Genomic DNA, 19,470 nt, shown 5'->3' on the forward strand with positions numbered 1-19,470 from the left:
ACGAAGGTCTGCGCTTCGCAATTCGTGAAGGTGGCCGCACCGTCGGCGCCGGCGTGGTTGCCAAGATCATCAAGTAAGTGCCTGCAGTCCTGTGACGTCTTGTCGCTGGATCAGCATGTAAGCAAAGTAAAGGGTCGGCGCAAGCCGGCCCTTTTTTGTTGAGGAGAAATATGTGCGTACAACGCAATTTGCATGATGGGGCGCTTGCGCCAGTAAAAGCGCCTCGCTATAATGCGCCGCCCGGCGTCCCTGGGTAGGGCTCAGAGTTACAGCGAAAAGAACGGCAGGACGTCGCTCGTGTTCGCCAGACCGGGAAGGTCGCGTTGCATAGAGCACTTAACAACGCGCGCGTTGTTGACAGCGCTACCGTTACGCGCTATAATTTTCTGTCTGGGCAGGCCGGTTTACCGGCCTGCCTCAGTTTTTGGGTGGAGGAAATGCCCTCGCTGGCAGGATGCATGGCGATTTCATCTACGCAGGAATATCGGGGCAGGTATCCCAGAGGCCTTGCCCGTCGCTCTTTTAATGAAGGAATCTTCCGTCATGTCGGAACAACAAAATATCCGGATTCGGTTGAAGGCGTTCGATCCTCTATTGATCGAACGTTCGGCCAGAGAGATCGTCGAAACGGCTAGGCGGACCGGCGCGCAAGTGCGTGGCCCGATCCCGTTGCCGACCAAGATCGAACGTTACACAATTCTCGTATCCCCGCATGCCGACAAGGATGCACGTGACCAATACGAAACCCGCACGCACAAGCGTGTGATCGATATCGTCGACCCGAACGACAAGACCGTGGACGCGCTGATGAAGCTCGAACTCGCGGCTGGCGTCGACGTCCAGATCAAGCTGACCTGAGGGCTACGACCATGACGAAGAAATATTCGTTGGGCTTCGTGGGCCGCAAGGCTGGTATGAGCCGCGTCTTTACTGAAGACGGCCGCGCGGTACCGGTCACGCTGATCGAAGCAACTCCAAACCGCATCGCGCAGATCAAGACCGTCGAAGCTGACGGCTATAGCGCAGTGCAGATTACCGTTGGTGCCCGCCGTGCCGCGCTGGTCAACAAGCCGGCTACTGGTCACTTCGCCAAGGCGAAGGTGGAAGCGGGCCGCGGCCTGTGGGAATTCCGCGTTGAAGATGCGCAGCTCGGCGATTTTGCCGTCGGCGGCGAGATCAAGGCGGACATCTTCGAGGTCGGCCAGAAGGTCGACGTACAGGGCGTTACCAAGGGTAAGGGTTTCCAGGGCACCATCAAGCGTTACAACTTCCGTATGGGCGATGCAACTCACGGTAACTCGCTGTCGCATCGCGCGCCGGGTTCGTTGGGTCAGCGCCAGACCCCGGGTCGCGTTTTCCCGGGTAAGAAGATGTCGGGCCACATGGGCGCCGTGCAGCAAAGCACGCAGAACCTGGAAGTGGTCAAGGTCGACGTCGAACGTGGTTTGATTGCTATCCGCGGCGCCGTGCCTGGCGCAGCTGGTGGCGACGTGATCGTCCGTCCGGCGAGCAAGGCATAAGGAGAGATGACGATGGAACTCGTTATCACGGGTAGCAACAACAAGGTCTCGGTCTCCGATGCCGTGTTCGGTCGCGAATTCAGCGAAGATCTGGTTCACCAGGTTGTCGTCGCTTATCGCAATGCCGGTCGCGCTGGTACCAAGGCACAGAAGACGCGTTCGGAAGTTGCGGGCACCACCAAGAAGTCGAAAAAGCAGAAGGGCGGCGGTGCGCGTCATGGCGCGTTGACGGCTCCGATCTTCGTCGGCGGCGGCGTGACCTTCGCGGCCAAGCCGCGCAGCTTCGAACAGAAAGTCAATCGCAAGATGTACCGTGCGGCCATCTGCGCGATCTTCTCTGAGCTTAACCGCCAGGGGCGCCTGATGATCGTCGAAGCGTTCGACGTCGAAGCAACCAAGACCCAGGGTCTGATCGAGAAGCTGAAGGGACTGGATGTGGGCAAGCGCCCGCTGATCGTCACCGAAGAGGCCTCCGAGCACCTGTATCTGTCAGCCCGCAATCTGCCGTATGTGCAGGTGCTTGACGTGCAGGGTCTGGATCCGGTCGCTTTGGTCGGGGCCGATACGGTCGTGATCACCGCTGATGCGGTCAAGAGGATCGAGGAGTGGCTGGCATGAGCAGCAACGAAAAAATCTTCAGCGTGCTGCGTGCTCCGCGGGTCTCCGAAAAGACCGCGCGCCTGCAGGAAATCTCCAACCAGTATGTCTTCGAAGTTTCGAACGAAGCCACCAAAGCCGATGTAAAGGCTGCAGTTGAGCAGTTGTTCGACGTCAAGGTCAAAGCTGTCAACGTGGTCAACGTCAAGGGCAAGAGTAAGTCCTTCCGTAACCGTGCTGGTAGCCGCGGCGATTGGCGCAAGGCGTACGTCCGCTTGGTTGATGGTCAATCCATCGACGTAACGGCCAAGGCCTGAGGTCCATCCCATGCCATTGATGAAGTTCAAACCAACCTCTCCCGGCCGTCGTTCCACCGTGCGCGTGGTTACTCCCGATCTGCACAAGGGCGCACCGCACGCGGCGCTGCTCGACTTGCAGAGCAAGTCCGGTGGTCGTAACCACCATGGCCGCATCACCGTGCGTCACGTCGGTGGTGGCCACAAGCAGCACTACCGCATCATCGACTTCAAGCGCAACAAGGAAGGCATTCCGGCGCGTGTGGAGCGGATAGAATACGATCCGAACCGTACCGCTCATATCGCCCTGCTGTGCTATGTCGACGGCGAGCGTCGCTACATCATCGCCCCCAAGGGCTTGAAGGCTGGAGATCAGGTCATTGCTGGTGCCAACGCGCCGATCAAGACCGGCAACACGCTGCCGCTGCGCAACATCCCGGTCGGTACGACGGTGCACGGTATCGAGCTGAAGCCGGGTAAGGGCGCTCAGATCGCACGTGCTGCCGGTGCCGCCGTCCAGCTGGTCGCTCGCGAAGGCATCTATGCCACGCTGCGCCTGCGCTCGGGTGAAATGCGCAAGGTGCCGGTCGAGTGCCGCGCCACCATCGGTGAAGTCGGTAACGACGAGCACAACCTCGAAAAACTGGGCAAGGCTGGCGCCAAGCGCTGGCGCGGTGTTCGTCCGACCGTTCGCGGTGCGGCCATGAACCCGGTCGATCACCCGCACGGTGGTGGCGAAGCGAAGGCTGGTCAGGGTAATCCGCATCCGGTCACCCCCTGGGGTGTTCCGACCAAGGGTTACAAGACGCGCAAGAACAAGCGCACCCAGCAATTCATCGTCCGCGATCGTAGGGGTTAATCGACCATGGCACGTTCACTTAAGAAGGGCCCGTTCGTCGATCACCACCTTGCAAAGAAGGTGGAGTCCGCTGCGGGTAGCAAGAAGCCGATCAAGACCTGGTCGCGCCGTTCGATGATCCTGCCCGAAATGGTAGGTATCACCATCGCCGTGCATAACGGTAAGAACCATATTCCGGTGCTCGTCAACGAGAATATGGTCGGCTACAAGCTCGGCGAATTTGCCGTCACCCGGACCTTCAAGGGTCACGGTGGCGACAAGAAGTCGAGCAGGTAAGGAGAGATGACGATGGAAGCGAAAGCAATCCTGCGCACTGCGCGCATCTCCCCGCAGAAGGCCCGCCTGGTCGCTGATCAGGTGCGTGGACTGTCCGCCGAACGTGCGGTCAATCTACTGAAGTTCTCGGACAAGAAGGCTGCACACCTGATCAAAAAGGTGGTGGAGTCGGCTATTGCCAATGCTGAGAACAATCAGGGCGCGGATGTCGACGAGCTGAAGGTCAAGACCATCATGGTTGATGAAGGTCCCTCCCTGAAGCGTTTCATGGCGCGGGCGAAAGGCCGCGGTACCCGCATCCTCAAGCGCACCAGTCACATCACTGTGATTGTTGGCGCCGCCAAGTAAGCGGAAAGGAAAAGACCATGGGTCATAAAGTTCATCCGACTGGAATCCGTCTTGGCATCGCCAAGGACTGGAATTCCAAGTGGTACGCAAACAAGGCCGATTTCGCCGGTTATCTGGCAGCCGACCTGAAAGTGCGTGAAATGCTGCGCAAAAAGCTCGCGCAGGCAGGTATCAGCAAGATCTTGATCGAGCGCCCTGCCAAGACCGCCCGCGTGACGATCCATACCGCCCGTCCGGGCGTGGTGATCGGCAAGCGTGGCGAGGACATCGAAAAGCTGCGTAAGGAAGTGAGCGCGATGATGGGCGTTCCTGCCCACATCAACGTCACCGAAGTGCGCAAGCCGGAGCTGGATGCGCAGCTGGTCGCCGAGTCGATCGCGCAGCAGCTTGAGCGTCGCATCATGTTCCGCCGTGCAATGAAGCGCTCGGTCGGTAATGCGATGCGCCTGGGTGCCCTGGGCATCAAGGTCAACGTGGCTGGCCGCCTAAACGGTGCAGAAATCGCCCGTTCGGAGTGGTACCGCGAAGGCCGCGTTCCGCTGCACACGCTACGTGCCGACATCGATTACGGTTTTGCTGAGGCGTCCACGACCTACGGCATCATCGGCATCAAGGTCTGGATCTATAAGGGTGAGGTCTTCGACTTCTCCCAGGTTGGCCAGGAGAAGCAGGACGACAGCCCGCGCAACGATCGTAACGATCGTGGCGACCGTGGTGACCGTCCTTCGCGCCCGGCTCGTGAAGCGAGGTAACGGCAATGTTGCAACCCAAGCGAACCAAATATCGCAAGATGCACAAGGGCCGTAACGACGGTCTTGCATGGAGCGGAAACGCCGTCAGCTTCGGCGAGTATGGCCTCAAGGCAACCGCGCACGGTCAGCTGACCGCGCGTCAGATTGAAGCAGCACGTCGTACGATCAGCCGCCACGTCAAGAAGGGCGGCAAGATGTGGATTCGTGTGTTCCCCGATAAGCCGATCACCAAGAAGCCGATCGAAGTCCGCATGGGCTCCGGTAAGGGCAACGTGGAGTACTGGGTCGCGCAGATTCAGCCGGGCCGCATGATCTATGAAATCGAAGGTATTCCCGAAGATGTCGCACGTGAGGCATTCCGCCTCGCCGCTGCGAAGCTGTCGGTGACTACCACTTTCGTGACCCGGACGGTGCGTTGATGGACATCAAACAACTCCGCGAGAAGTCGGCTGACGAACTGAAGGCTCACCTGACCGATTTGCGTAAGGAGCAGTTTTCGCTCCGTATGCAGCAGGTCACCGGCCAGCTGCCGAAGACCCACGATACCCGCCGGGTACGCCGCGAGATTGCTCGCGTCAAGTACCTGCTCGGCAGCACCAAGTAAGGACGGCAGCGATGAGCGATAACAACGAAAAGCAAGCGCTGCGCACGGTCGAAGGCCGTGTCGTCAGCAACAAGATGGACAAGACGGTCACCGTGTTGGTGGAGCGCCAGGTCAAGCACCCGCTGTACGGTAAGTACATCAAGCGCTCGTCCAAGCTCCACGCACACGATGCCGACAATGCCTGTAATGAAGGCGACGTCGTTCGTGTGACCGAAATTGCTCCAATGTCCAAGACCAAGAACTGGCGGGTGGTTGAAATCGTCACCCGTTCGGCCGGCTAAGGGAGATCTGAATCATGATCCAGATGCAGAGCTACCTCGATGTGGCCGACAATTCGGGTGCCAAGGAGGTGATGTGCATCAAGGTGCTGGGCGGCTCGAAGCGCCGCTACGCACACATTGGTGACATCATCAAGGTGACCGTCAAGGACGCCATCCCGCGTGGCAAGGTCAAGAAAGGCGAAGTCTACGACGCCGTCGTGGTTCGTACCCGCAAGGGTGTGCGCCGTCCAGACGGTTCGCTGATCCGCTTCGATGGCAACGCCGCTGTGCTGTTGAACAACAAGCAGGAGCCGATCGGGACCCGCATCTTCGGGCCGGTGACGCGCGAGCTGCGTTCCGAGAAGTTCATGAAGATCGTCTCGCTCGCTCCCGAAGTGCTGTGAGCGGAGGACATATACATGGCTAACCGTATCAAGAAGGGCGACCAGGTCGTCATCAACACCGGTAAGGACAAGGGTAAGCACGGTGAGGTTGTGCGTGTGGATGGCGATCGCGTGATCGTTTCCAACGCCAACATCATCAAGCGCCACACCAAGCCGAACCCGCAGGCGGGTGTCGCCGGCGGCGTGGTCGAGCGTGAAGCGTCGATCCATATCTCCAACGTCAATATCGTCAACCCGGCAACGGGCAAGGGCGAGCGCGTTGGCTTCAAGGTGCTGGAGGATGGACGCAAATTGCGTGTGTTCCGCTCCAGCGGTGAGGCGCTCGACGCCTGAGGAATGAGATCATGAACACGCGTCTCGAAAAGTTTTACAAGGAAAACGTGGTGCCGGCCCTGATGAAGGAGTTCGGCTACACCAATCCGATGCAGGTGCCGAGGTTGGTCAAGGTCACGCTCAATATGGGCGTGGGCGAGGCGGCGACCAACAAGAAGATTCTGGAAAATTCGGTCGGCGACATGTCCAAGATCTCCGGTCAAAAGCCGGTGGTCACCAAGTCGCGCGTTTCGGTCGCATCGTTCAAGATCCGCGACGGTTGGCCGATCGGCTGCAAGACTACGTTGCGTCGCGCCAAGATGTATGAGTTCCTGGATCGTCTGATCAACATCTCGCTGCCGCGCGTGCGCGACTTCCGCGGTGTTTCCGGTCGTTCCTTTGACGGCCGTGGCAATTTCAATATGGGTGTGAAGGAGCAGATCATCTTCCCGGAAATCGATTTCGACGCTGTCGACGCGATCAGGGGTATGGATATTGCCATCACCACCACCGCCAAGACGGATGCGGAAGCGAAGGCGCTGCTGGCAGCGTTCAAGTTCCCGTTCCGTAACTGACCGTAGAGAACATCCGAAATGGCAAAGACCTCCATGATCCGCCGCGACATCAAGCGTGCAAAGCTGGCGAAGAAATTCGCCGGCAAGCGTGATGCGCTGAAGAAGATCCTCTCCAGTCAGGATGCGTCCTACGAAGAGAAGATCGATGCCTCGACCAAGTTGCAGAAGCTGCCGCGGGATTCGTCGCCGAGCCGCCACCGCAACCGTTGCGAACTTTCCGGTCGTCCGCGCGGTGTCTACCGCAAGTTTGGTCTGGGTCGCAACATGCTGCGCAAGGCCACGATGAACGGCGACGTTCCGGGCTTGCGTAAGGCAAGTTGGTAACTGCATTCCGGTCGCTCGTTGCCGGTTTGAACAGGATTGTCCTGTCCAAGGGAGTCCGACGTAAGTCGGGCTCTTTTGTCGTATACTTCTGCTTCTGTCTCGCCCATAGAGGGCTGGGCATGGCGTAAAGGGTTCTGGCCCATCCCCAGGAAAACACAAGATTTTCGCGAAAGCGGATATCGGTGCACTCAAAGGTACTCATATGAGCATGACTGATCCCATCGCCGACCTGCTGGTACGCATCAAGAATGCTGCCGCGGTTGGTAAGCAGACGGTGAAATTGCCGTCGTCCAAGATCAAGGTTGCGATCGCTCAAGTCCTGAAGGACGAGGGTTACATCACCGACCTGCGCGTGACAGCGACCGAGAACAACAAGTCGGAGCTTGAAATCGTACTGAAATATTTCGAAGGCCGTCCTGTCATCGAGACCCTTAAGCGTTTCTCGCGCTCGGGTCTGCGCCAGTACCGCGGTAAGACCGAGCTGCCCAAGGTCCTGGGTGGACTTGGCGTCGCCATCATGTCCACGTCGAAAGGCATCATGACCGATGCGCAGGCTCGCGAAGCCGGCGTTGGTGGTGAAGTCCTGTGCTTCGTGGCCTAAGGGAAGGAATCGAACATGTCCCGTGTAGCCAAGAAGCCTGTGTCCCTTCCAAAGGGTGTTGAGCTCAACGTCCAGCCCGAGCTGGTCAGCGTCAAGGGCCCTAAAGGCACCCTGACCCTGCCGAAGCCGGTTGGCGTCGAAATCACCATCGACGGCGATGTTGCAACCCTGTCGGCCAACGATCCGTCGCAGCTGGCCATCACCGGCACCGTGCGCGCCATCCTGGCCAATATGGTCAAGGGTGTGTCCGATGGCTTCGAGCGCAAGCTTGAGCTGGTCGGCGTCGGTTACCGCGCTGCCATGCAGGGCAAGGACTTGAGTCTGGCGCTCGGTTTCTCGCACCCGCTGGTGTTCGTGGCGCCGGAAGGCATCACGCTGTCGACCCCGACCCAGACCGAAATTGTGGTTCAGGGCGCCGACAAGCAGCGCGTCGGCGAAGTTGCCGCCAAGATTCGCGGTTTCCGTCCGCCGGAGCCCTACAAGGGCAAGGGTGTGAAGTACGCCGGTGAAGTCATCATTCGCAAGGAAGCCAAGAAGGCGTAATGGCGAGTCCCTCGCCAGGGTCCGCACATCCCTGTGCGGACTTTTGGCAGGAGCACGCTTTCCCTTCAGCTTCCGTAGGATAAATATCATGAGCATCAACAAGAACATCGCCCGTCTGCGTCGCGCCAAGTCCACCCGTTCGCACATCCGTGAACTGGGCGTCGCCCGCCTGTCGGTGCTGCGCACCGGTCAACATTTGTATGCGCAGGTCTTCACAGCCGATGGCTCCAAGGTGATCGCTGCTGCGAACACCCTGCAGGCCGATGTCAAGGAAGGTCTGAAGAACGGCAAGAACAGCGATGCGGCCGTCAAGGTTGGCAAGCTGATCGCCGAGCGCGCGAAGGCTGCAGGGATCGAGAAGGTCGCATTCGATCGCTCGGGTTACCGCTACCACGGCCGTATCCAGGCGCTGGCCGACGCAGCTCGCGAAGGCGGCCTGAAGTTCTAAGCACTGCTGCAACTGTGGCCATCGGCCACAGTTGTATTGCCGCCGGCTGGGAGATGCCGGACTGTCCCGTTCTTTTGCAACGGTGCTGGGAACACAGTTCTATTACACAACTATAAGCGGCCCCGAGCCGTACATACTCAATCAATCAAGGAATCAAAATGGCAGAAGAACGTGCACCGCGAGGTCGTGATCGCGACCGTAATCGCGAAGAGAAAGTCGACGATGGCATGATCGAAAAGCTGGTCGCGGTCAATCGCGTTAGCAAGACGGTCAAGGGCGGTCGCCAGTTCACCTTCACCGCGCTGACCGTGGTCGGCGACGGCCTGGGTAGGGTCGGGTTTGGTTATGGCAAGGCGCGCGAAGTGCCGGTCGCCATCCAGAAGTCGATGGAACAGGCGCGCAAGAACCTGGCTAGTGTCGATCTGAACAACGGCACCTTGTGGCATGCCGTCAAGTCCGGTCATGGCGCAGCTCGCGTTTACATGCAGCCTGCTTCGGAAGGTACCGGCGTCATCGCTGGTGGCGCCATGCGCGCTGTGCTGGAAGCCGTTGGCGTGAAGAACGTGCTGGCCAAAGCGGTCGGTTCGCGTAACCCTATCAATTTGGTCCGTGCAACGCTGAAGGGTCTGTCGGAAGTGCAGTCGCCTGCGCGCGTTGCTGCCAAGCGTGGCAAGAAGGTGGAGGAGCTGAATCATGGCTAAGGACACTGGCAAGACTGTGAAGGTGCGTTTGGTGCGCGGCCTGCGTGGTACCCAGTCGCGTCACCGCCTGTCGGTGCATGCGTTGGGCCTGAATAAGATCAACGATGTGCGTGAACTCAAGGACAGCCCCCAGCTGCGTGGCCTGATCAATACGGTTCACTACCTCGTCAAGGTTGAGGACTAATCCTATGACTATGCATCTCAATGACCTCAAGCCCGCCGACGGCGCACGTACTGAGCGCACGCGCGTAGGTCGTGGCATCGGCTCCGGCCTTGGCAAGACCTGCGGCCGCGGCCACAAGGGCTCGTTCGCTCGTAAGGGCGGCGGCAAGATCAAGGCCGGCTTCGAAGGCGGCCAGACTCCGATGCAGCGTCGTCTGCCGAAGATCGGTTTCCGCTCCAAGATGGCGCGTGACAGTGCCGAAGTGTTGTCCTACCAGTTGGATAAGCTGGAAGCCGGTGAGGTCGACTTTGCAGCGTTGCTTGCGGGCAATCTGGTCCCGAGCCGCGCCAAGAAGGCGAAGATCGTGCTGAAGGGCGAGCTGAGCAAGAAGTTCGTGCTGAAGGGTGTTGCTGCAACTGCAGGCGCCAAGGCAGCAATCGAAGCTGCCGGCGGCAGCGTAGAGGAGTAATCGGCAGATGGCGCAGGCTGGCATTGGTAACCTCGGTGGCGGGCTTGGCAAGTTCACAGAGCTTCGTCAGCGGCTGTTGTTCGTCCTCGGGGCATTGATCGTCTATCGCATCGGCTGCTATGTGCCAGTGCCTGGCGTGAATCCCGATGCCATGCTTTCGTTGATGCAGGCGCAGGGTGGCGGCATCGTGGACATGTTCAACATGTTCTCGGGCGGCGCCCTGCACCGTTTCAGTATCTTTGCGTTGAACGTGATGCCGTATATCTCGGCATCGATCGTGATCCAGTTGGCCACGCACATTTTTCCCGCGCTCAAGGCGATGCAGAAAGAAGGCGAGTCCGGCCGACGCAAGATCACACAGTATTCACGCATCGGTGCGGTGCTTCTGGCAGTGGTGCAGGGCGGTAGTATCGCGTTGGCGCTGCAGAATCAGACCGCGCCGGGTGGCGCTCCGGTGGTGTACGCGCCGGGCATGGGCTTCGTGCTCACCGCAGTGATCGCACTGACTGCCGGTACCATCTTCTTGATGTGGGTGGGCGAGCAGGTCACCGAACGCGGCATCGGTAACGGTGTGTCGTTGATTATCTTCGCAGGTATTGTCGCAGGGCTTCCGTCTGGCGCAATTCAGACCGTCGAAGCGTTTCGCGAAGGCAATCTGAGCTTTATCTCGTTGTTGCTGATCGTCATCACCATCCTGGCGTTTACGCTGTTTGTGGTGTTCGTTGAACGCGGTCAGCGACGTATTACCGTGAATTACGCGCGTCGCCAAGGCGGCCGTAATGCGTACATGAATCAGACCTCGTTCCTGCCGTTGAAGCTCAACATGGCAGGCGTGATTCCGCCGATCTTTGCATCCAGCATCCTGGCCTTCCCGGCAACGTTGTCGATGTGGTCCGGTCAGGCGGCATCGGGCAGTGGCGTTGGTTCGTGGCTGCAGAAGATCGCTAATGCGCTTGGACCCGGCGAGCCGGTGCACATGCTGGTGTTTGCTGCACTGATCATTGGTTTCGCGTTCTTCTATACCGCGCTGGTGTTCAACTCGCAGGAAACTGCCGATAACCTCAAGAAGTCCGGTGCATTGATTCCGGGTATTCGTCCGGGCAAGGCGACTGCGGATTATGTGGATGGTGTGCTGACGCGTTTGACTGCTGCTGGTTCGTTGTACCTGGTCATCGTCTGCTTGCTGCCGGAAATCATGCGCACGCAGCTTGGCACTTCGTTCCACTTCGGTGGCACCTCGTTGTTGATCGCGGTGGTGGTGGTTATGGACTTCATTGCGCAGATCCAGGCGCATCTGATGTCGCACCAGTATGAGAGTTTGCTGAAGAAGGCCAACCTCAAGGGCGGCTCGCGCGGCGGTCTGGCGCGCGGTTAAGTGGTACACTTGAAATTCATTACGTGAAGACGTCCTGGTTCCCGGGACACGACCTTCCGATCAGAAGGGCGGCTCGCGCGACGTCTCGCGCGTGGGTGTGACGATGTGGTCCTGTGCGGGAGTAGTACAGGCGATTCGGAGAAGTTTTCTGGATCAACATCGTCCGGCGCCGGAGCGAGGGCACACTCCCCACGCCGGGTCCATGGAACTTTTTGGTTCCACGGGCTTCAAAGCAATCCGAGGCCTTGCTACAATTCCTAGTTAACTTTTTATCCATCCTGCCGGATGGCGCCTGGGCGCTGTCGGGCCATCACTCAGTTGGAGAATCGCGTCATGGCGCGTATTGCAGGCGTCAACCTGCCAGCCCAGAAGCACGTCTGGGTCGGGTTGCAAAGCATCTACGGCATCGGCCGTACCCGTTCGAAGAAGCTCTGCGAATCCGCAGGGGTTACTTCGAGCACGAAGATTCGTGATCTGTCCGAACCCGAAATCGAGCGTTTACGCGCCGAAGTTGGCAAGTATGTCGTCGAAGGCGACCTTCGCCGTGAAATCGGCATCGCGATCAAGCGACTGATGGATCTGGGCTGCTACCGCGGTCTGCGTCATCGTCGTGGTCTCCCGCTGCGTGGTCAGCGTACCCGTACCAACGCCCGCACCCGTAAGGGTCCGCGCAAGGCGATCAGGAAGTAAGGGATAGATCATGGCAAAGCCAGCAGAAAAGAAAACGAAGAAGAAGATCAAGCGCGTCATCACCGATGGCGTCGCCCACGTCCATGCTTCGTTCAACAACACCATCATCACCATCACCGATCGCCAGGGCAATGCACTGTCGTGGGCTACGTCCGGCGGCGCCGGGTTCCGTGGTTCGCGTAAGTCGACCCCGTTCGCTGCTCAGGTTGCCGCCGAAAAGGCTGGCCGCGCTGCGCTCGATTACGGCGTGAAGTCGCTGGAAGTGCGTATCAAAGGTCCGGGTCCGGGCCGTGAGTCGGCCGTGCGTTCGTTGAACAACGTGGGCTACAAGATCACCAACATCATCGACGTGACGCCAATCCCGCACAACGGGTGCCGTCCGCCGAAGAAGCGTCGCGTCTAAGGGAGCGATAAGAAATGGCTCGCTATATCGGTCCTACCTGTAAGCTCGCCCGCCGCGAAGGCGCCGACCTTTCCCTCAAGAGCCCCGCGCGTGCGCTCGACTCCAAGTGCAAGCTTGAGCAGAAGCCCGGCCAACACGGCGCGGCGCGCAAAGGCAAGCTCTCCGACTACGCTACCCAGCTGCGTGAAAAGCAGAAGGTCAAGCGCATCTACGGTTTGCTGGAACGTCAGTTCCGCAACTACTACAAGAAGGCCTCGACCAAGAAGGGCAACACCGGCGAGAACCTGCTGCAGTTGTTGGAAACCCGTCTGGACAACGTCTGCTACCGCATGGGCTTTGCCGTCACCCGTCCGGCCGCGCGCCAGCTGGTGTCGCACCGTGGCGTGCTGGTCAATGGCAAGTCTGTGAATCTGGCTTCGTACCAGATCAAGGCTGGCGATGCGATCACGTTGTCGGAAAAAGCACAGAAGCAGCTCCGCGTGCAGGAAGCCCTGACCGTGGCTGAGCAGCACGACATGACGCCGTCGTGGGTCGAAGTCGATTCGAAGAAGTTCAGCGGCGTGTTCAAGGCTGTTCCGGATCGTGCCGACCTGCCTTCGGATATCAACGAAGCGCTGATCGTCGAGTTGTATTCGAAGTAATTCACATTGGAGAGCCTCCGGCACTGCCGGAGGTTCGCAGGAGACCCCGCAACATGACGGTTACCGCCAACCAGGTTCTACGCCCCCGTGGTCCGCAGATCGAACGTCTTACCGACAATCGCGCAAAAGTCGTGATCGAGCCCTTGGAGCGCGGTTACGGGCACACGCTGGGCAATGCCCTGCGTCGTGTTCTGTTGTCGTCGATCCCGGGTTTTGCGATCACCGAGGTCGAGATCGATGGCGTGCTGCACGAGTACACCACGGTCGAAGGGCTGCAGGAAGACGTGCTTGACGTCCTGCTCAACCTGAAAGACGTGGCGATTCGTATGCACAGTGGCGACAGCGCCACGCTTTCGCTGTCCAAGCAGGGTCCGGGTACGGTCACTGCGGCCGACATCAGGACCGATCACAACGTCGAGATCGTCAACGGCGACCACGTGATCTGCCACCTGACCAAGGACACGGCGCTGAACATGCGCCTGAAGATCGAGCGTGGTTTCGGCTACCAGCCCGCTGCCGCACGTCGTCGTCCTGACGAAGAGACACGCACCATCGGTCGTCTGATGCTGGATGCGTCGTTCTCGCCGGTGCGTCGCGTTGCCTACGCCGTGGAAGCTGCACGCGTCGAGCAGCGGACCGACCTCGACAAGCTAGTGATCGATATCGAAACCAACGGCACGATCGATGCAGAGGAAGCCGTGCGCACTGCCGCCGACATCCTGAGCGATCAGCTGTCGGTGTTCGGCGATTTCACCCACCGCGATCGTGGTGCGGCCAAGCCGGCTGCCAGCGGCGTGGATCCGGTGCTGTTGCGCCCGATCGACGATCTCGAGCTGACCGTGCGTTCGGCCAACTGCTTGAAGGCCGAGAGCATCTACTACATCGGCGATCTGATCCAGAAGACCGAAGTGGAGCTGCTCAAGACCCCGAATCTGGGTAAGAAGTCGCTCACCGAAATCAAGGAAGTGCTGGCACAGCGCGGCCTTGCACTGGGCATGAAGCTGGAGAACTGGCCGCCGGCCGGTGTCGCTCAGCACGGCATGCTTGGTTAATGTGTCAAGACATGGGCGTCTTCGGACGCCCATGTTGTTTTTTTACATCGACGGGCCAAAGCCCGCGGTGACATCCGGTCAAAGGACGGCCGGCTCGGACCAACCGCAGTCCATTCAACAGCACCAGGATGGCGACAACGTCTCTGAAGCAGTCTCAATATTCTTAGGAAATCACACTCATGCGTCACCAGAAATCCGGTCGTAAGTTCAACCGTACCAGTGCTCACCGCGAAGCCATGTTCCGCAATATGGCCGCTTCGCTGTTCAAGCACGAGCTCATCAAGACCACCTTGCCGAAAGCAAAGGAATTGCGTCGCGTTGCCGAGCCGCTGATCACCATCGGCAAGGTCGATGGCGTTGCCAATCGTCGTCTGGCGTTCGCTCGCCTGCGCGACAAGGAAGCAGTGGGCAAGCTGTTCGTCGAGCTGGGGCCGCGGTACGCGACCCGTCCAGGCGGCTACCTGCGCATTCTGAAGGCCGGCTTCCGTGCCGGTGACAATGCGCCGATGGCGTATGTCGAGCTGGTCGACCGTCCGGTCGTCGCCGAGGAAGTGGCCGAGTAATCGGTTCGCTTTTCGCAAAGATTTTTGAGAAAGCCTGGCTAATACCGGGCTTTTTTATTTATGAGTCGAACGTGATTGCGTTGGCGTTGGCGTTGGCGTTGGCGGTGCTTAGGGCGGCGCAATGACTGGAGCAAGCAACCGCCAGTGCCTGGTTTGTGTTGCTGTGCTGCTGAGAGCGCTCGCGCACGGCGATGTGTCTGGATGTCGCGATGCAACTGCCCGTTAAGTGCTTCGCACCATACGACCGCGCAGGCGCAGGCATCCGTGGTTATGACGACGGCGATGACGGATAATCGATGACTTGATCCTAGGCAAGCGGTAACGATGAATCCATTTCGTTGGGGTTTCCGGGCGCAGTTTCTGCTGAGCTTTCTTGCATGCGCAGGTTTGCTTGCCTATGCGATCTATGTGCAGCTGCATCTGGGGCTTGAGCCCTGTCCGTTGTGTATTTTTCAGCGGATCGCCTTCGCAGCGCTGGCCGTTTTTTTCCTGCTGGGTGCGTTGCATGGGCCACGCGCTCCAGGTACGCGAAAACTCTATGGTGTGCTGAGCTTCATCGCTGCCGGCGTGGGCATGGGCATCGCGGCACGGCATGTCTGGGTGCAGATCCGGCCCAAGGACATGATGTCTTCGTGCGGGCCGCCGTTGAGCTTTTTGAGCGAGACAATGGGCCCGTTCGAGGTGTCCCGCACAGTGCTGACCGGCACCGGCGATTGCGGCAATATCGATTGGCGGTTTCTGGGCCTGAGTATGCCGATGTGGAGCATGGTGTGGTTCGTTGCACTGGCGCTGTGGGCGCTGTATGCCGGGTTCAAGCAGCGCGGTCAGCGCAAGTTGTTCTAACCGTTCCGGCTATGGCCGGCGCCCGAGATTTCTGGAGTTCACGATGTCCGCTTCCCTTCATCAGTCGGTCAACGAGGCAGACCACTGGTCGCCGCAGAGTTGGCGCCAGCGTCCGGCGCTGCAGATGCCGAGCTACCCCGACGCAGCTGCGCTAGAGCACACCTTGGAGGAGTTGCGGCAGTTGCCGCCGCTGGTGACCTCGTGGGAAATCTTGGCGCTCAAGCGCCAGCTGGCCGAGGCGCAGGAAGGCAAGCGCTTTCTGCTCCAGGGTGGGGATTGCGCTGAGAATTTCAGCGATTGCGAATCGGGCACGATCTCAAACCGCTTGAAGGTGCTGCTGCAAATGAGCCTGGTGCTGGTCCATGGCCTGCACTTGCCGGTGGTGCGGGTTGGCCGCTTTGCCGGCCAGTACGCCAAGCCGCGTTCGGCTGATACCGAAACCCGCGATGGAGTGACTTTGCCGAGCTACCGCGGCGATGTGATCAATGCGCCGGCGTTCACCGAAGCGGCTCGCATACCGGACCCGCGCCGCATGATCACTGCGCATTCACGCTCAGCGATGACGATGAATTTCGTGCGGGCCTTGATCGATGGCGGCTTCGCCGACCTGCACCATCCCGAATACTGGAATCTGGATTGGGTGGGGTATTCGCCGCTATCGGCGGACTACCAGAAGATGGTGGCGTCGATCGGTGATGCGGTGCGTTTCATGGAAACCTTGTCCGGAGCGGAGGTGTACAACCTTAATCGCATCGACTTCTACACGTCGCACGAGGCGCTGTTGCTGCCGTACGAGGAAGGTCTGACTCGTCAGGTGCCGCGCCAGTGGGGCTGGTTTAACCTGAGCACGCATTACCCCTGGATCGGCATGCGCACCGCTGCGCTGGATGGTGCGCATGTGGAGTACCTGCGTGGCGTGCGCAATCCGATTGCGATCAAGGTGGGGCCGTCGGTGCAGCCGGATCAGCTGTTGCGTCTGATCGACGTGCTCAATCCGGAAGACGAACCTGGACGTTTGAGCTTCATCCATCGCATGGGTGCTGCGCAGATTGCCGAAAAGTTGCCGCCTCTGCTCGATGCGGTAAGGCGCGATGGGCGTCGGGTGTTGTGGGTCTGCGATGCGATGCACGGCAATACCGAAAGCACCGGAAATGGCTATAAAACTCGGCGTTTCGACAATATTCGCAGCGAGGTGGAGCTGTCGTTCGATCTGCATGCGGCGGCCGGTACGCGGTTGGGAGGTGTGCATCTGGAACTGACCGGTGAAGATGTGACCGAATGCACCGGTGGTGCGCGCGAGTTGACCGAGCGCGATCTGGAGCGCGCCTACCGTTCCAGTGTGGATCCGCGTTTGAACTACGAGCAGTCGCTGGAAATCGCGATGGCGATCGTGCGCAAGCAACAACAGGCGGTGGAGCAACCGCTGGACGCGTGATGTCAATGTGCGCATGACGTGATGCTCATGCCGCGTGCGGCATGATTTAGCGGCCATCCCTCTTTCCCCCCACAGGAGGAACGGTTTGACTGCCGATTGGAATGTCATCCGCGAATACGCAATCCCGCTTGGTGCCTCGCTGATGGCGGGCATCGTCACCTGGTCGTTGATGCTGTGGCTGTTTCGCCGCATGCAAGGCCGCGACTATCGCCGCGCACGCATCATCCGTGTGGTGACTCTGTCGGCCGCCTTCATTTTGCCCCTGCTGTTTCTGGGCATCGCCACGGAAGCGACGCCGTTATCCGGCAAAGGATTGGCAGCCGTGCAGCATCTGCTGCATGTCGGCATCGTCGGCTGCGTAACCTGGTTGTTGGTGCGCGCGGTCGCTGCCGGCGAGATGGCGATTTTGCGCAGCAACCCGATCGAAGTCTCCGACAACCTCACCGCGCGCCGCATCCAGACCCAAACGCGCGTGCTGAGCCGTGTGGTGATGGGCGCGGTGATCCTGCTCGGTATTTCCGTAGTGTTGCTGGGTTTCGAACAGGTGCGCCAGATCGGCAAGACCCTGTTGGCCTCGGCCGGCATCATCGGCCTGGTGGCTGGTATCGCGGCCAAGCCGGTATTCGGCAACCTGATTGCGGGCCTGCAGATCGCGTTGACCCAGCCGATCCGGCTCGACGATGTGGTGATCGTGGAAGGCGAGTGGGGCCGCATCGAGGAGATCGGCAGCTCGTATGTGGTGGTGCGGATCTGGGATGAGCGGCGCATGGTGGTGCCGTTGACCTGGTGGATCGAGCACCCGTTCCAGAACTGGACGCGCAGCAGCGCCGATCTGCTCGGCACCGCGTTCCTGTGGCTGGATTACCGCACCCCGATCGCGGCGGTGCGCGCGGAGCTGGAGCGAATCTGCAAGAGCGAGCCTTTGTGGGATGGGCGCGTGTGCGTGACCCAGGTGACCGAGACCAGCGAGAGCACGATCCAGGTGCGTTTGCTGGTGAGTGCGCGTAATTCCGGCGATGCGTTCGATCTGCGCTGCATCGCGCGCGAACGCATGATCGATTTTCTGACCCGCGAGCACGCCTACGCGCTGCCCAGGATCCGCGCCGAAATCGCTGCGCAGGAACAGCCGCCGGTGCGTGCGGCCGAGCCGATCGCCCAGGAGAGCGTGCGCTCGCCCGGGGCTGAAGACGGCGAGCCTGCGACTACGGGAGTAACCGCAGGTGCGACAGCCGGTGTGCTTGGCGCTGTCGGCGCATAGCCGGGCGCAAAGCGCGCCTTGCTGCGTTGCTCGTAGGCGTAAGCCAGTTCGATCAAGCGCTGCTCGTTCCAGGCGCTGCCCATGACAGCAAGCCGAGCGGCAGGCCCTGGGTCTGCCCCATCTGCACGCTCAGGCTGGGATAGCCAGCCACTGCGGCGTCCCCGTAGCCGGCACCGGGAAAAGTGTCGCCCTTGACCAGATCGGTGACCCAGGCGGCGCCGGTGGTTGGCACGATCAGCGCGTCCAGGCGATCGGCCTTCAACGCGGCGTCGATGCCTTCCGGCCCGGTCAGTCGTTTGGCGGTGGCGCGTGCAGTGAGATACGCAGGGTCGTCGAGTCTGGGTGATGCCTGCCCCTGCTCAAATAGTACCTGTCCGAAGTAGGGCATCTCGTGCTGTGCGCGACTGCGATTGAAGGCGATCAGCTGTTCCAGACTCGAGACCTGTGCGGCGTGGCTGCGCAGATAGTCATTCAAGCCGGCCTTGAATTCGACCAATAAAACCATTTGCTCAGCGGCATCCCACTGGCCATCGGTCGCCAGGCTGGTTTCGACCACAATCGCGCCCGCGGCACGCAGCGTCTGCACGGAGCGATCCAACGCTGAGGAAATGGCAGCATCCTCGCGCAGTGGATTGCGCAACAGGCGCAGGCGCGCGCCGCGCAAGCCATCGGATTTGAGGTGCGCCAGATAGTTCGGCGTGGAGCCCGGCGCATTGCGCGTGGCCGGGTCTTGCGGATCCGGTGCGGCGATTGCCTGCAGTACTCCAGCAGCATCGGCAACGCTGCGCGTCATCGTGCCAGCGGTGTCCCGGCTGCTAGAAATCGGAATGATGCCGTCGCGGCTGACCAGGCCCACGGTCGGTTTGAGTCCGACCCAGCCATTCACCGACGCCGGGCAGGTAATGCTGCCATCGGTTTCGGTGCCGATGCCGACGGTGGCCAGGCTGGCCGCGATCGTCGCGCCGGTGCCGGCACTGCAGCCGCAGGGATTGCGATCCAGCGCGTAAGGATTGCGGGTCAGCCCACCGCGTGCGCTCCAGCCGGAGCTGGACCCGGTGGAGCGGAAATTGGCCCATTCGCTTAAAGGAGCCTCTAAAAACCCCAGCAATCTGCCATCATTGACTTGACGCCCTGCCAGCGGAGAACGACAGACATGAT

Annotated in this window: 31 protein-coding genes and 1 pseudogene; 31 read left to right on the forward strand and 1 reads right to left on the reverse strand. The window is 60.1% G+C overall.

Features of this window, described 5'->3' with window-relative positions:
* From XpopCFBP1817_RS12815 to XpopCFBP1817_RS12965, 31 genes are all read left to right on the forward strand, one after another.
* Nucleotides 1-77, forward strand: a 77-nt coding sequence (locus XpopCFBP1817_RS12815; RefSeq protein ID WP_454480473.1) for an EF-Tu C-terminal domain-related protein, incomplete at its 5' end; no start/stop codon positions are given.
* A gap of 466 nt (nucleotides 78-543) precedes the next feature.
* The gene (rpsJ, locus tag XpopCFBP1817_RS12820) at nucleotides 544-858 is read left to right on the forward strand and encodes a 30S ribosomal protein S10 (protein WP_128417447.1); all 315 of its coding nucleotides are present in this window, start codon (nucleotides 544-546) and stop codon (nucleotides 856-858) included.
* An 11-nt stretch (nucleotides 859-869) separates the two neighbouring features.
* Nucleotides 870-1,520, forward strand: a complete 651-nt coding sequence (gene rplC / locus XpopCFBP1817_RS12825) for a 50S ribosomal protein L3 (RefSeq protein WP_128417429.1) — start codon at nucleotides 870-872, stop codon at nucleotides 1,518-1,520.
* Nucleotides 1,521-1,532: 12 nt separating this feature from the next.
* Complete coding sequence (rplD, locus tag XpopCFBP1817_RS12830; protein WP_128417430.1) at nucleotides 1,533-2,138, forward strand: 50S ribosomal protein L4; 606 nt, start codon at nucleotides 1,533-1,535, stop codon at nucleotides 2,136-2,138.
* The gene (rplW, locus tag XpopCFBP1817_RS12835) at nucleotides 2,135-2,434 is read left to right on the forward strand and encodes a 50S ribosomal protein L23 (protein ID WP_128417431.1); all 300 of its coding nucleotides are present in this window, start codon (nucleotides 2,135-2,137) and stop codon (nucleotides 2,432-2,434) included. Before rplD ends, rplW begins: the two co-directional genes overlap by 4 nt.
* Nucleotides 2,435-2,444: 10 nt before the next feature.
* Complete coding sequence (rplB, locus tag XpopCFBP1817_RS12840) at nucleotides 2,445-3,272, forward strand: 50S ribosomal protein L2 (RefSeq protein ID WP_128417432.1); 828 nt, start codon at nucleotides 2,445-2,447, stop codon at nucleotides 3,270-3,272.
* Nucleotides 3,273-3,278: 6 nt separating this feature from the next.
* Complete coding sequence (gene rpsS / locus XpopCFBP1817_RS12845; protein ID WP_128417433.1) at nucleotides 3,279-3,548, forward strand: 30S ribosomal protein S19; 270 nt, start codon at nucleotides 3,279-3,281, stop codon at nucleotides 3,546-3,548.
* A 12-nt stretch (nucleotides 3,549-3,560) separates the two neighbouring features.
* The gene (gene rplV / locus XpopCFBP1817_RS12850; RefSeq protein WP_002811686.1) at nucleotides 3,561-3,896 is read left to right on the forward strand and encodes a 50S ribosomal protein L22; all 336 of its coding nucleotides are present in this window, start codon (nucleotides 3,561-3,563) and stop codon (nucleotides 3,894-3,896) included.
* Nucleotides 3,897-3,913: 17 nt separating this feature from the next.
* Entirely contained in the window at nucleotides 3,914-4,648 is a 735-nt protein-coding gene (gene rpsC, locus XpopCFBP1817_RS12855; RefSeq protein WP_006450636.1) for a 30S ribosomal protein S3, read from the forward strand.
* Between the two features lie 5 nt (nucleotides 4,649-4,653).
* Nucleotides 4,654-5,067, forward strand: a complete 414-nt coding sequence (gene rplP, locus XpopCFBP1817_RS12860; protein ID WP_006450637.1) for a 50S ribosomal protein L16 — start codon at nucleotides 4,654-4,656, stop codon at nucleotides 5,065-5,067.
* A complete protein-coding gene (rpmC, locus tag XpopCFBP1817_RS12865) occupies nucleotides 5,067-5,252 on the forward strand; it encodes a 50S ribosomal protein L29 (protein ID WP_006450638.1) in 186 nt (61 codons plus the stop codon). The genes rplP and rpmC overlap by 1 nt, the downstream gene beginning before the upstream one ends.
* A gap of 11 nt (nucleotides 5,253-5,263) precedes the next feature.
* Nucleotides 5,264-5,533: a 30S ribosomal protein S17 gene (gene rpsQ, locus XpopCFBP1817_RS12870; protein WP_055819384.1), complete on the forward strand. Its 270-nt coding sequence runs from the start codon at nucleotides 5,264-5,266 to the stop codon at nucleotides 5,531-5,533.
* A gap of 14 nt (nucleotides 5,534-5,547) precedes the next feature.
* Nucleotides 5,548-5,916, forward strand: a complete 369-nt coding sequence (rplN, locus tag XpopCFBP1817_RS12875; RefSeq protein WP_003486699.1) for a 50S ribosomal protein L14 — start codon at nucleotides 5,548-5,550, stop codon at nucleotides 5,914-5,916.
* A gap of 15 nt (nucleotides 5,917-5,931) precedes the next feature.
* Nucleotides 5,932-6,249, forward strand: coding sequence for a 50S ribosomal protein L24 (gene rplX, locus XpopCFBP1817_RS12880; protein WP_128417434.1), 318 nt, complete (start codon nucleotides 5,932-5,934; stop codon nucleotides 6,247-6,249).
* 11 nt (nucleotides 6,250-6,260) lie between these two features.
* Nucleotides 6,261-6,803: a 50S ribosomal protein L5 gene (gene rplE / locus XpopCFBP1817_RS12885; RefSeq protein WP_128417435.1), complete on the forward strand. Its 543-nt coding sequence runs from the start codon at nucleotides 6,261-6,263 to the stop codon at nucleotides 6,801-6,803.
* An 18-nt stretch (nucleotides 6,804-6,821) separates the two neighbouring features.
* Entirely contained in the window at nucleotides 6,822-7,127 is a 306-nt protein-coding gene (gene rpsN / locus XpopCFBP1817_RS12890; protein WP_128417436.1) for a 30S ribosomal protein S14, read from the forward strand.
* A 202-nt stretch (nucleotides 7,128-7,329) separates the two neighbouring features.
* Complete coding sequence (gene rpsH, locus XpopCFBP1817_RS12895; RefSeq protein ID WP_128417437.1) at nucleotides 7,330-7,728, forward strand: 30S ribosomal protein S8; 399 nt, start codon at nucleotides 7,330-7,332, stop codon at nucleotides 7,726-7,728.
* 15 nt (nucleotides 7,729-7,743) lie between these two features.
* Nucleotides 7,744-8,271 (forward strand): 50S ribosomal protein L6, encoded by a 528-nt coding sequence (rplF, locus tag XpopCFBP1817_RS12900; RefSeq protein ID WP_128417438.1) that lies wholly within the window; start codon nucleotides 7,744-7,746, stop codon nucleotides 8,269-8,271.
* 88 nt (nucleotides 8,272-8,359) lie between these two features.
* The gene (gene rplR, locus XpopCFBP1817_RS12905) at nucleotides 8,360-8,719 is read left to right on the forward strand and encodes a 50S ribosomal protein L18 (RefSeq protein WP_128417439.1); all 360 of its coding nucleotides are present in this window, start codon (nucleotides 8,360-8,362) and stop codon (nucleotides 8,717-8,719) included.
* Nucleotides 8,720-8,877: 158 nt separating this feature from the next.
* Nucleotides 8,878-9,420: a 30S ribosomal protein S5 gene (gene rpsE, locus XpopCFBP1817_RS12910; RefSeq protein ID WP_128417440.1), complete on the forward strand. Its 543-nt coding sequence runs from the start codon at nucleotides 8,878-8,880 to the stop codon at nucleotides 9,418-9,420.
* A complete protein-coding gene (rpmD, locus tag XpopCFBP1817_RS12915; RefSeq protein ID WP_128417441.1) occupies nucleotides 9,413-9,604 on the forward strand; it encodes a 50S ribosomal protein L30 in 192 nt (63 codons plus the stop codon). Before rpsE ends, rpmD begins: the two co-directional genes overlap by 8 nt.
* Nucleotides 9,605-9,608: 4 nt before the next feature.
* Nucleotides 9,609-10,052: a 50S ribosomal protein L15 gene (gene rplO, locus XpopCFBP1817_RS12920; protein WP_128417442.1), complete on the forward strand. Its 444-nt coding sequence runs from the start codon at nucleotides 9,609-9,611 to the stop codon at nucleotides 10,050-10,052.
* 7 nt (nucleotides 10,053-10,059) lie between these two features.
* Nucleotides 10,060-11,427, forward strand: coding sequence for a preprotein translocase subunit SecY (gene secY, locus XpopCFBP1817_RS12925; RefSeq protein WP_023902825.1), 1,368 nt, complete (start codon nucleotides 10,060-10,062; stop codon nucleotides 11,425-11,427).
* A gap of 333 nt (nucleotides 11,428-11,760) precedes the next feature.
* Nucleotides 11,761-12,117: a 30S ribosomal protein S13 gene (gene rpsM, locus XpopCFBP1817_RS12930; protein ID WP_128417443.1), complete on the forward strand. Its 357-nt coding sequence runs from the start codon at nucleotides 11,761-11,763 to the stop codon at nucleotides 12,115-12,117.
* A gap of 10 nt (nucleotides 12,118-12,127) precedes the next feature.
* On the forward strand, nucleotides 12,128-12,520 hold the full coding sequence (gene rpsK / locus XpopCFBP1817_RS12935) for a 30S ribosomal protein S11 (protein ID WP_002811645.1): 393 nt from the start codon (nucleotides 12,128-12,130) through the stop codon (nucleotides 12,518-12,520).
* Between the two features lie 14 nt (nucleotides 12,521-12,534).
* Entirely contained in the window at nucleotides 12,535-13,161 is a 627-nt protein-coding gene (rpsD, locus tag XpopCFBP1817_RS12940; protein WP_002811641.1) for a 30S ribosomal protein S4, read from the forward strand.
* A 53-nt stretch (nucleotides 13,162-13,214) separates the two neighbouring features.
* A complete protein-coding gene (locus XpopCFBP1817_RS12945; RefSeq protein ID WP_023902826.1) occupies nucleotides 13,215-14,213 on the forward strand; it encodes a DNA-directed RNA polymerase subunit alpha in 999 nt (332 codons plus the stop codon).
* A 179-nt stretch (nucleotides 14,214-14,392) separates the two neighbouring features.
* On the forward strand, nucleotides 14,393-14,776 hold the full coding sequence (rplQ, locus tag XpopCFBP1817_RS12950) for a 50S ribosomal protein L17 (protein ID WP_003486665.1): 384 nt from the start codon (nucleotides 14,393-14,395) through the stop codon (nucleotides 14,774-14,776).
* Nucleotides 14,777-15,100: 324 nt separating this feature from the next.
* Nucleotides 15,101-15,619 (forward strand): disulfide bond formation protein B, encoded by a 519-nt coding sequence (locus XpopCFBP1817_RS12955; protein WP_128417444.1) that lies wholly within the window; start codon nucleotides 15,101-15,103, stop codon nucleotides 15,617-15,619.
* Nucleotides 15,620-15,662: 43 nt separating this feature from the next.
* Nucleotides 15,663-17,054 carry a class II 3-deoxy-7-phosphoheptulonate synthase gene (locus XpopCFBP1817_RS12960; RefSeq protein ID WP_128417445.1) on the forward strand — a complete coding sequence of 464 codons (1,392 nt, stop codon included), beginning with the start codon at nucleotides 15,663-15,665 and terminating at the stop codon, nucleotides 17,052-17,054.
* Between the two features lie 85 nt (nucleotides 17,055-17,139).
* On the forward strand, nucleotides 17,140-18,312 hold the full coding sequence (locus tag XpopCFBP1817_RS12965) for a mechanosensitive ion channel family protein (protein WP_128417446.1): 1,173 nt from the start codon (nucleotides 17,140-17,142) through the stop codon (nucleotides 18,310-18,312).
* On the opposite strand, the pseudogene XpopCFBP1817_RS12970 reads toward XpopCFBP1817_RS12965, so the two are convergent.
* Nucleotides 18,240-19,396: pseudogene (locus XpopCFBP1817_RS12970) on the reverse strand (amidase); the annotation flags it as partial. The gene XpopCFBP1817_RS12965 and the pseudogene XpopCFBP1817_RS12970 sit on opposite strands and share 73 nt — an antisense overlap.
* Between the last annotated feature and the right edge of the window lie 74 nt (nucleotides 19,397-19,470).

This window comes from Xanthomonas populi, from assembly GCF_002940065.1.
GTDB classification, from domain to species: domain Bacteria; phylum Pseudomonadota; class Gammaproteobacteria; order Xanthomonadales; family Xanthomonadaceae; genus Xanthomonas; species Xanthomonas populi.

Excerpts from the sequence above, each read along its gene's own strand:
- rpsJ (WP_128417447.1), top strand. The coding sequence starts at position 544 with ATGTCGGAACAACAAAATATCCGGATTCGGTTGAAGGCGTTCGATCCT.
- rplC (WP_128417429.1), top strand. The coding sequence starts at position 870 with ATGACGAAGAAATATTCGTTGGGCTTCGTGGGCCGCAAGGCTGGTATG.
- rplD (WP_128417430.1), top strand. The coding sequence starts at position 1,533 with ATGGAACTCGTTATCACGGGTAGCAACAACAAGGTCTCGGTCTCCGAT.
- rplW (WP_128417431.1), top strand. The coding sequence starts at position 2,135 with ATGAGCAGCAACGAAAAAATCTTCAGCGTGCTGCGTGCTCCGCGGGTC.
- rplB (WP_128417432.1), top strand. The coding sequence starts at position 2,445 with ATGCCATTGATGAAGTTCAAACCAACCTCTCCCGGCCGTCGTTCCACC.
- rpsS (WP_128417433.1), top strand. The coding sequence starts at position 3,279 with ATGGCACGTTCACTTAAGAAGGGCCCGTTCGTCGATCACCACCTTGCA.
- rplV (WP_002811686.1), top strand. The coding sequence starts at position 3,561 with ATGGAAGCGAAAGCAATCCTGCGCACTGCGCGCATCTCCCCGCAGAAG.
- rpsC (WP_006450636.1), top strand. The coding sequence starts at position 3,914 with ATGGGTCATAAAGTTCATCCGACTGGAATCCGTCTTGGCATCGCCAAG.
- rplP (WP_006450637.1), top strand. The coding sequence starts at position 4,654 with ATGTTGCAACCCAAGCGAACCAAATATCGCAAGATGCACAAGGGCCGT.
- rpmC (WP_006450638.1), top strand. The coding sequence starts at position 5,067 with ATGGACATCAAACAACTCCGCGAGAAGTCGGCTGACGAACTGAAGGCT.
- rpsQ (WP_055819384.1), top strand. The coding sequence starts at position 5,264 with ATGAGCGATAACAACGAAAAGCAAGCGCTGCGCACGGTCGAAGGCCGT.
- rplN (WP_003486699.1), top strand. The coding sequence starts at position 5,548 with ATGATCCAGATGCAGAGCTACCTCGATGTGGCCGACAATTCGGGTGCC.
- rplX (WP_128417434.1), top strand. The coding sequence starts at position 5,932 with ATGGCTAACCGTATCAAGAAGGGCGACCAGGTCGTCATCAACACCGGT.
- rplE (WP_128417435.1), top strand. The coding sequence starts at position 6,261 with ATGAACACGCGTCTCGAAAAGTTTTACAAGGAAAACGTGGTGCCGGCC.
- rpsN (WP_128417436.1), top strand. The coding sequence starts at position 6,822 with ATGGCAAAGACCTCCATGATCCGCCGCGACATCAAGCGTGCAAAGCTG.
- rpsH (WP_128417437.1), top strand. The coding sequence starts at position 7,330 with ATGAGCATGACTGATCCCATCGCCGACCTGCTGGTACGCATCAAGAAT.
- rplF (WP_128417438.1), top strand. The coding sequence starts at position 7,744 with ATGTCCCGTGTAGCCAAGAAGCCTGTGTCCCTTCCAAAGGGTGTTGAG.
- rplR (WP_128417439.1), top strand. The coding sequence starts at position 8,360 with ATGAGCATCAACAAGAACATCGCCCGTCTGCGTCGCGCCAAGTCCACC.
- rpsE (WP_128417440.1), top strand. The coding sequence starts at position 8,878 with ATGGCAGAAGAACGTGCACCGCGAGGTCGTGATCGCGACCGTAATCGC.
- rpmD (WP_128417441.1), top strand. The coding sequence starts at position 9,413 with ATGGCTAAGGACACTGGCAAGACTGTGAAGGTGCGTTTGGTGCGCGGC.
- rplO (WP_128417442.1), top strand. The coding sequence starts at position 9,609 with ATGACTATGCATCTCAATGACCTCAAGCCCGCCGACGGCGCACGTACT.
- secY (WP_023902825.1), top strand. The coding sequence starts at position 10,060 with ATGGCGCAGGCTGGCATTGGTAACCTCGGTGGCGGGCTTGGCAAGTTC.
- rpsM (WP_128417443.1), top strand. The coding sequence starts at position 11,761 with ATGGCGCGTATTGCAGGCGTCAACCTGCCAGCCCAGAAGCACGTCTGG.
- rpsK (WP_002811645.1), top strand. The coding sequence starts at position 12,128 with ATGGCAAAGCCAGCAGAAAAGAAAACGAAGAAGAAGATCAAGCGCGTC.
- rpsD (WP_002811641.1), top strand. The coding sequence starts at position 12,535 with ATGGCTCGCTATATCGGTCCTACCTGTAAGCTCGCCCGCCGCGAAGGC.
- XpopCFBP1817_RS12945 (WP_023902826.1), top strand. The coding sequence starts at position 13,215 with ATGACGGTTACCGCCAACCAGGTTCTACGCCCCCGTGGTCCGCAGATC.
- rplQ (WP_003486665.1), top strand. The coding sequence starts at position 14,393 with ATGCGTCACCAGAAATCCGGTCGTAAGTTCAACCGTACCAGTGCTCAC.
- XpopCFBP1817_RS12955 (WP_128417444.1), top strand. The coding sequence starts at position 15,101 with ATGAATCCATTTCGTTGGGGTTTCCGGGCGCAGTTTCTGCTGAGCTTT.
- XpopCFBP1817_RS12960 (WP_128417445.1), top strand. The coding sequence starts at position 15,663 with ATGTCCGCTTCCCTTCATCAGTCGGTCAACGAGGCAGACCACTGGTCG.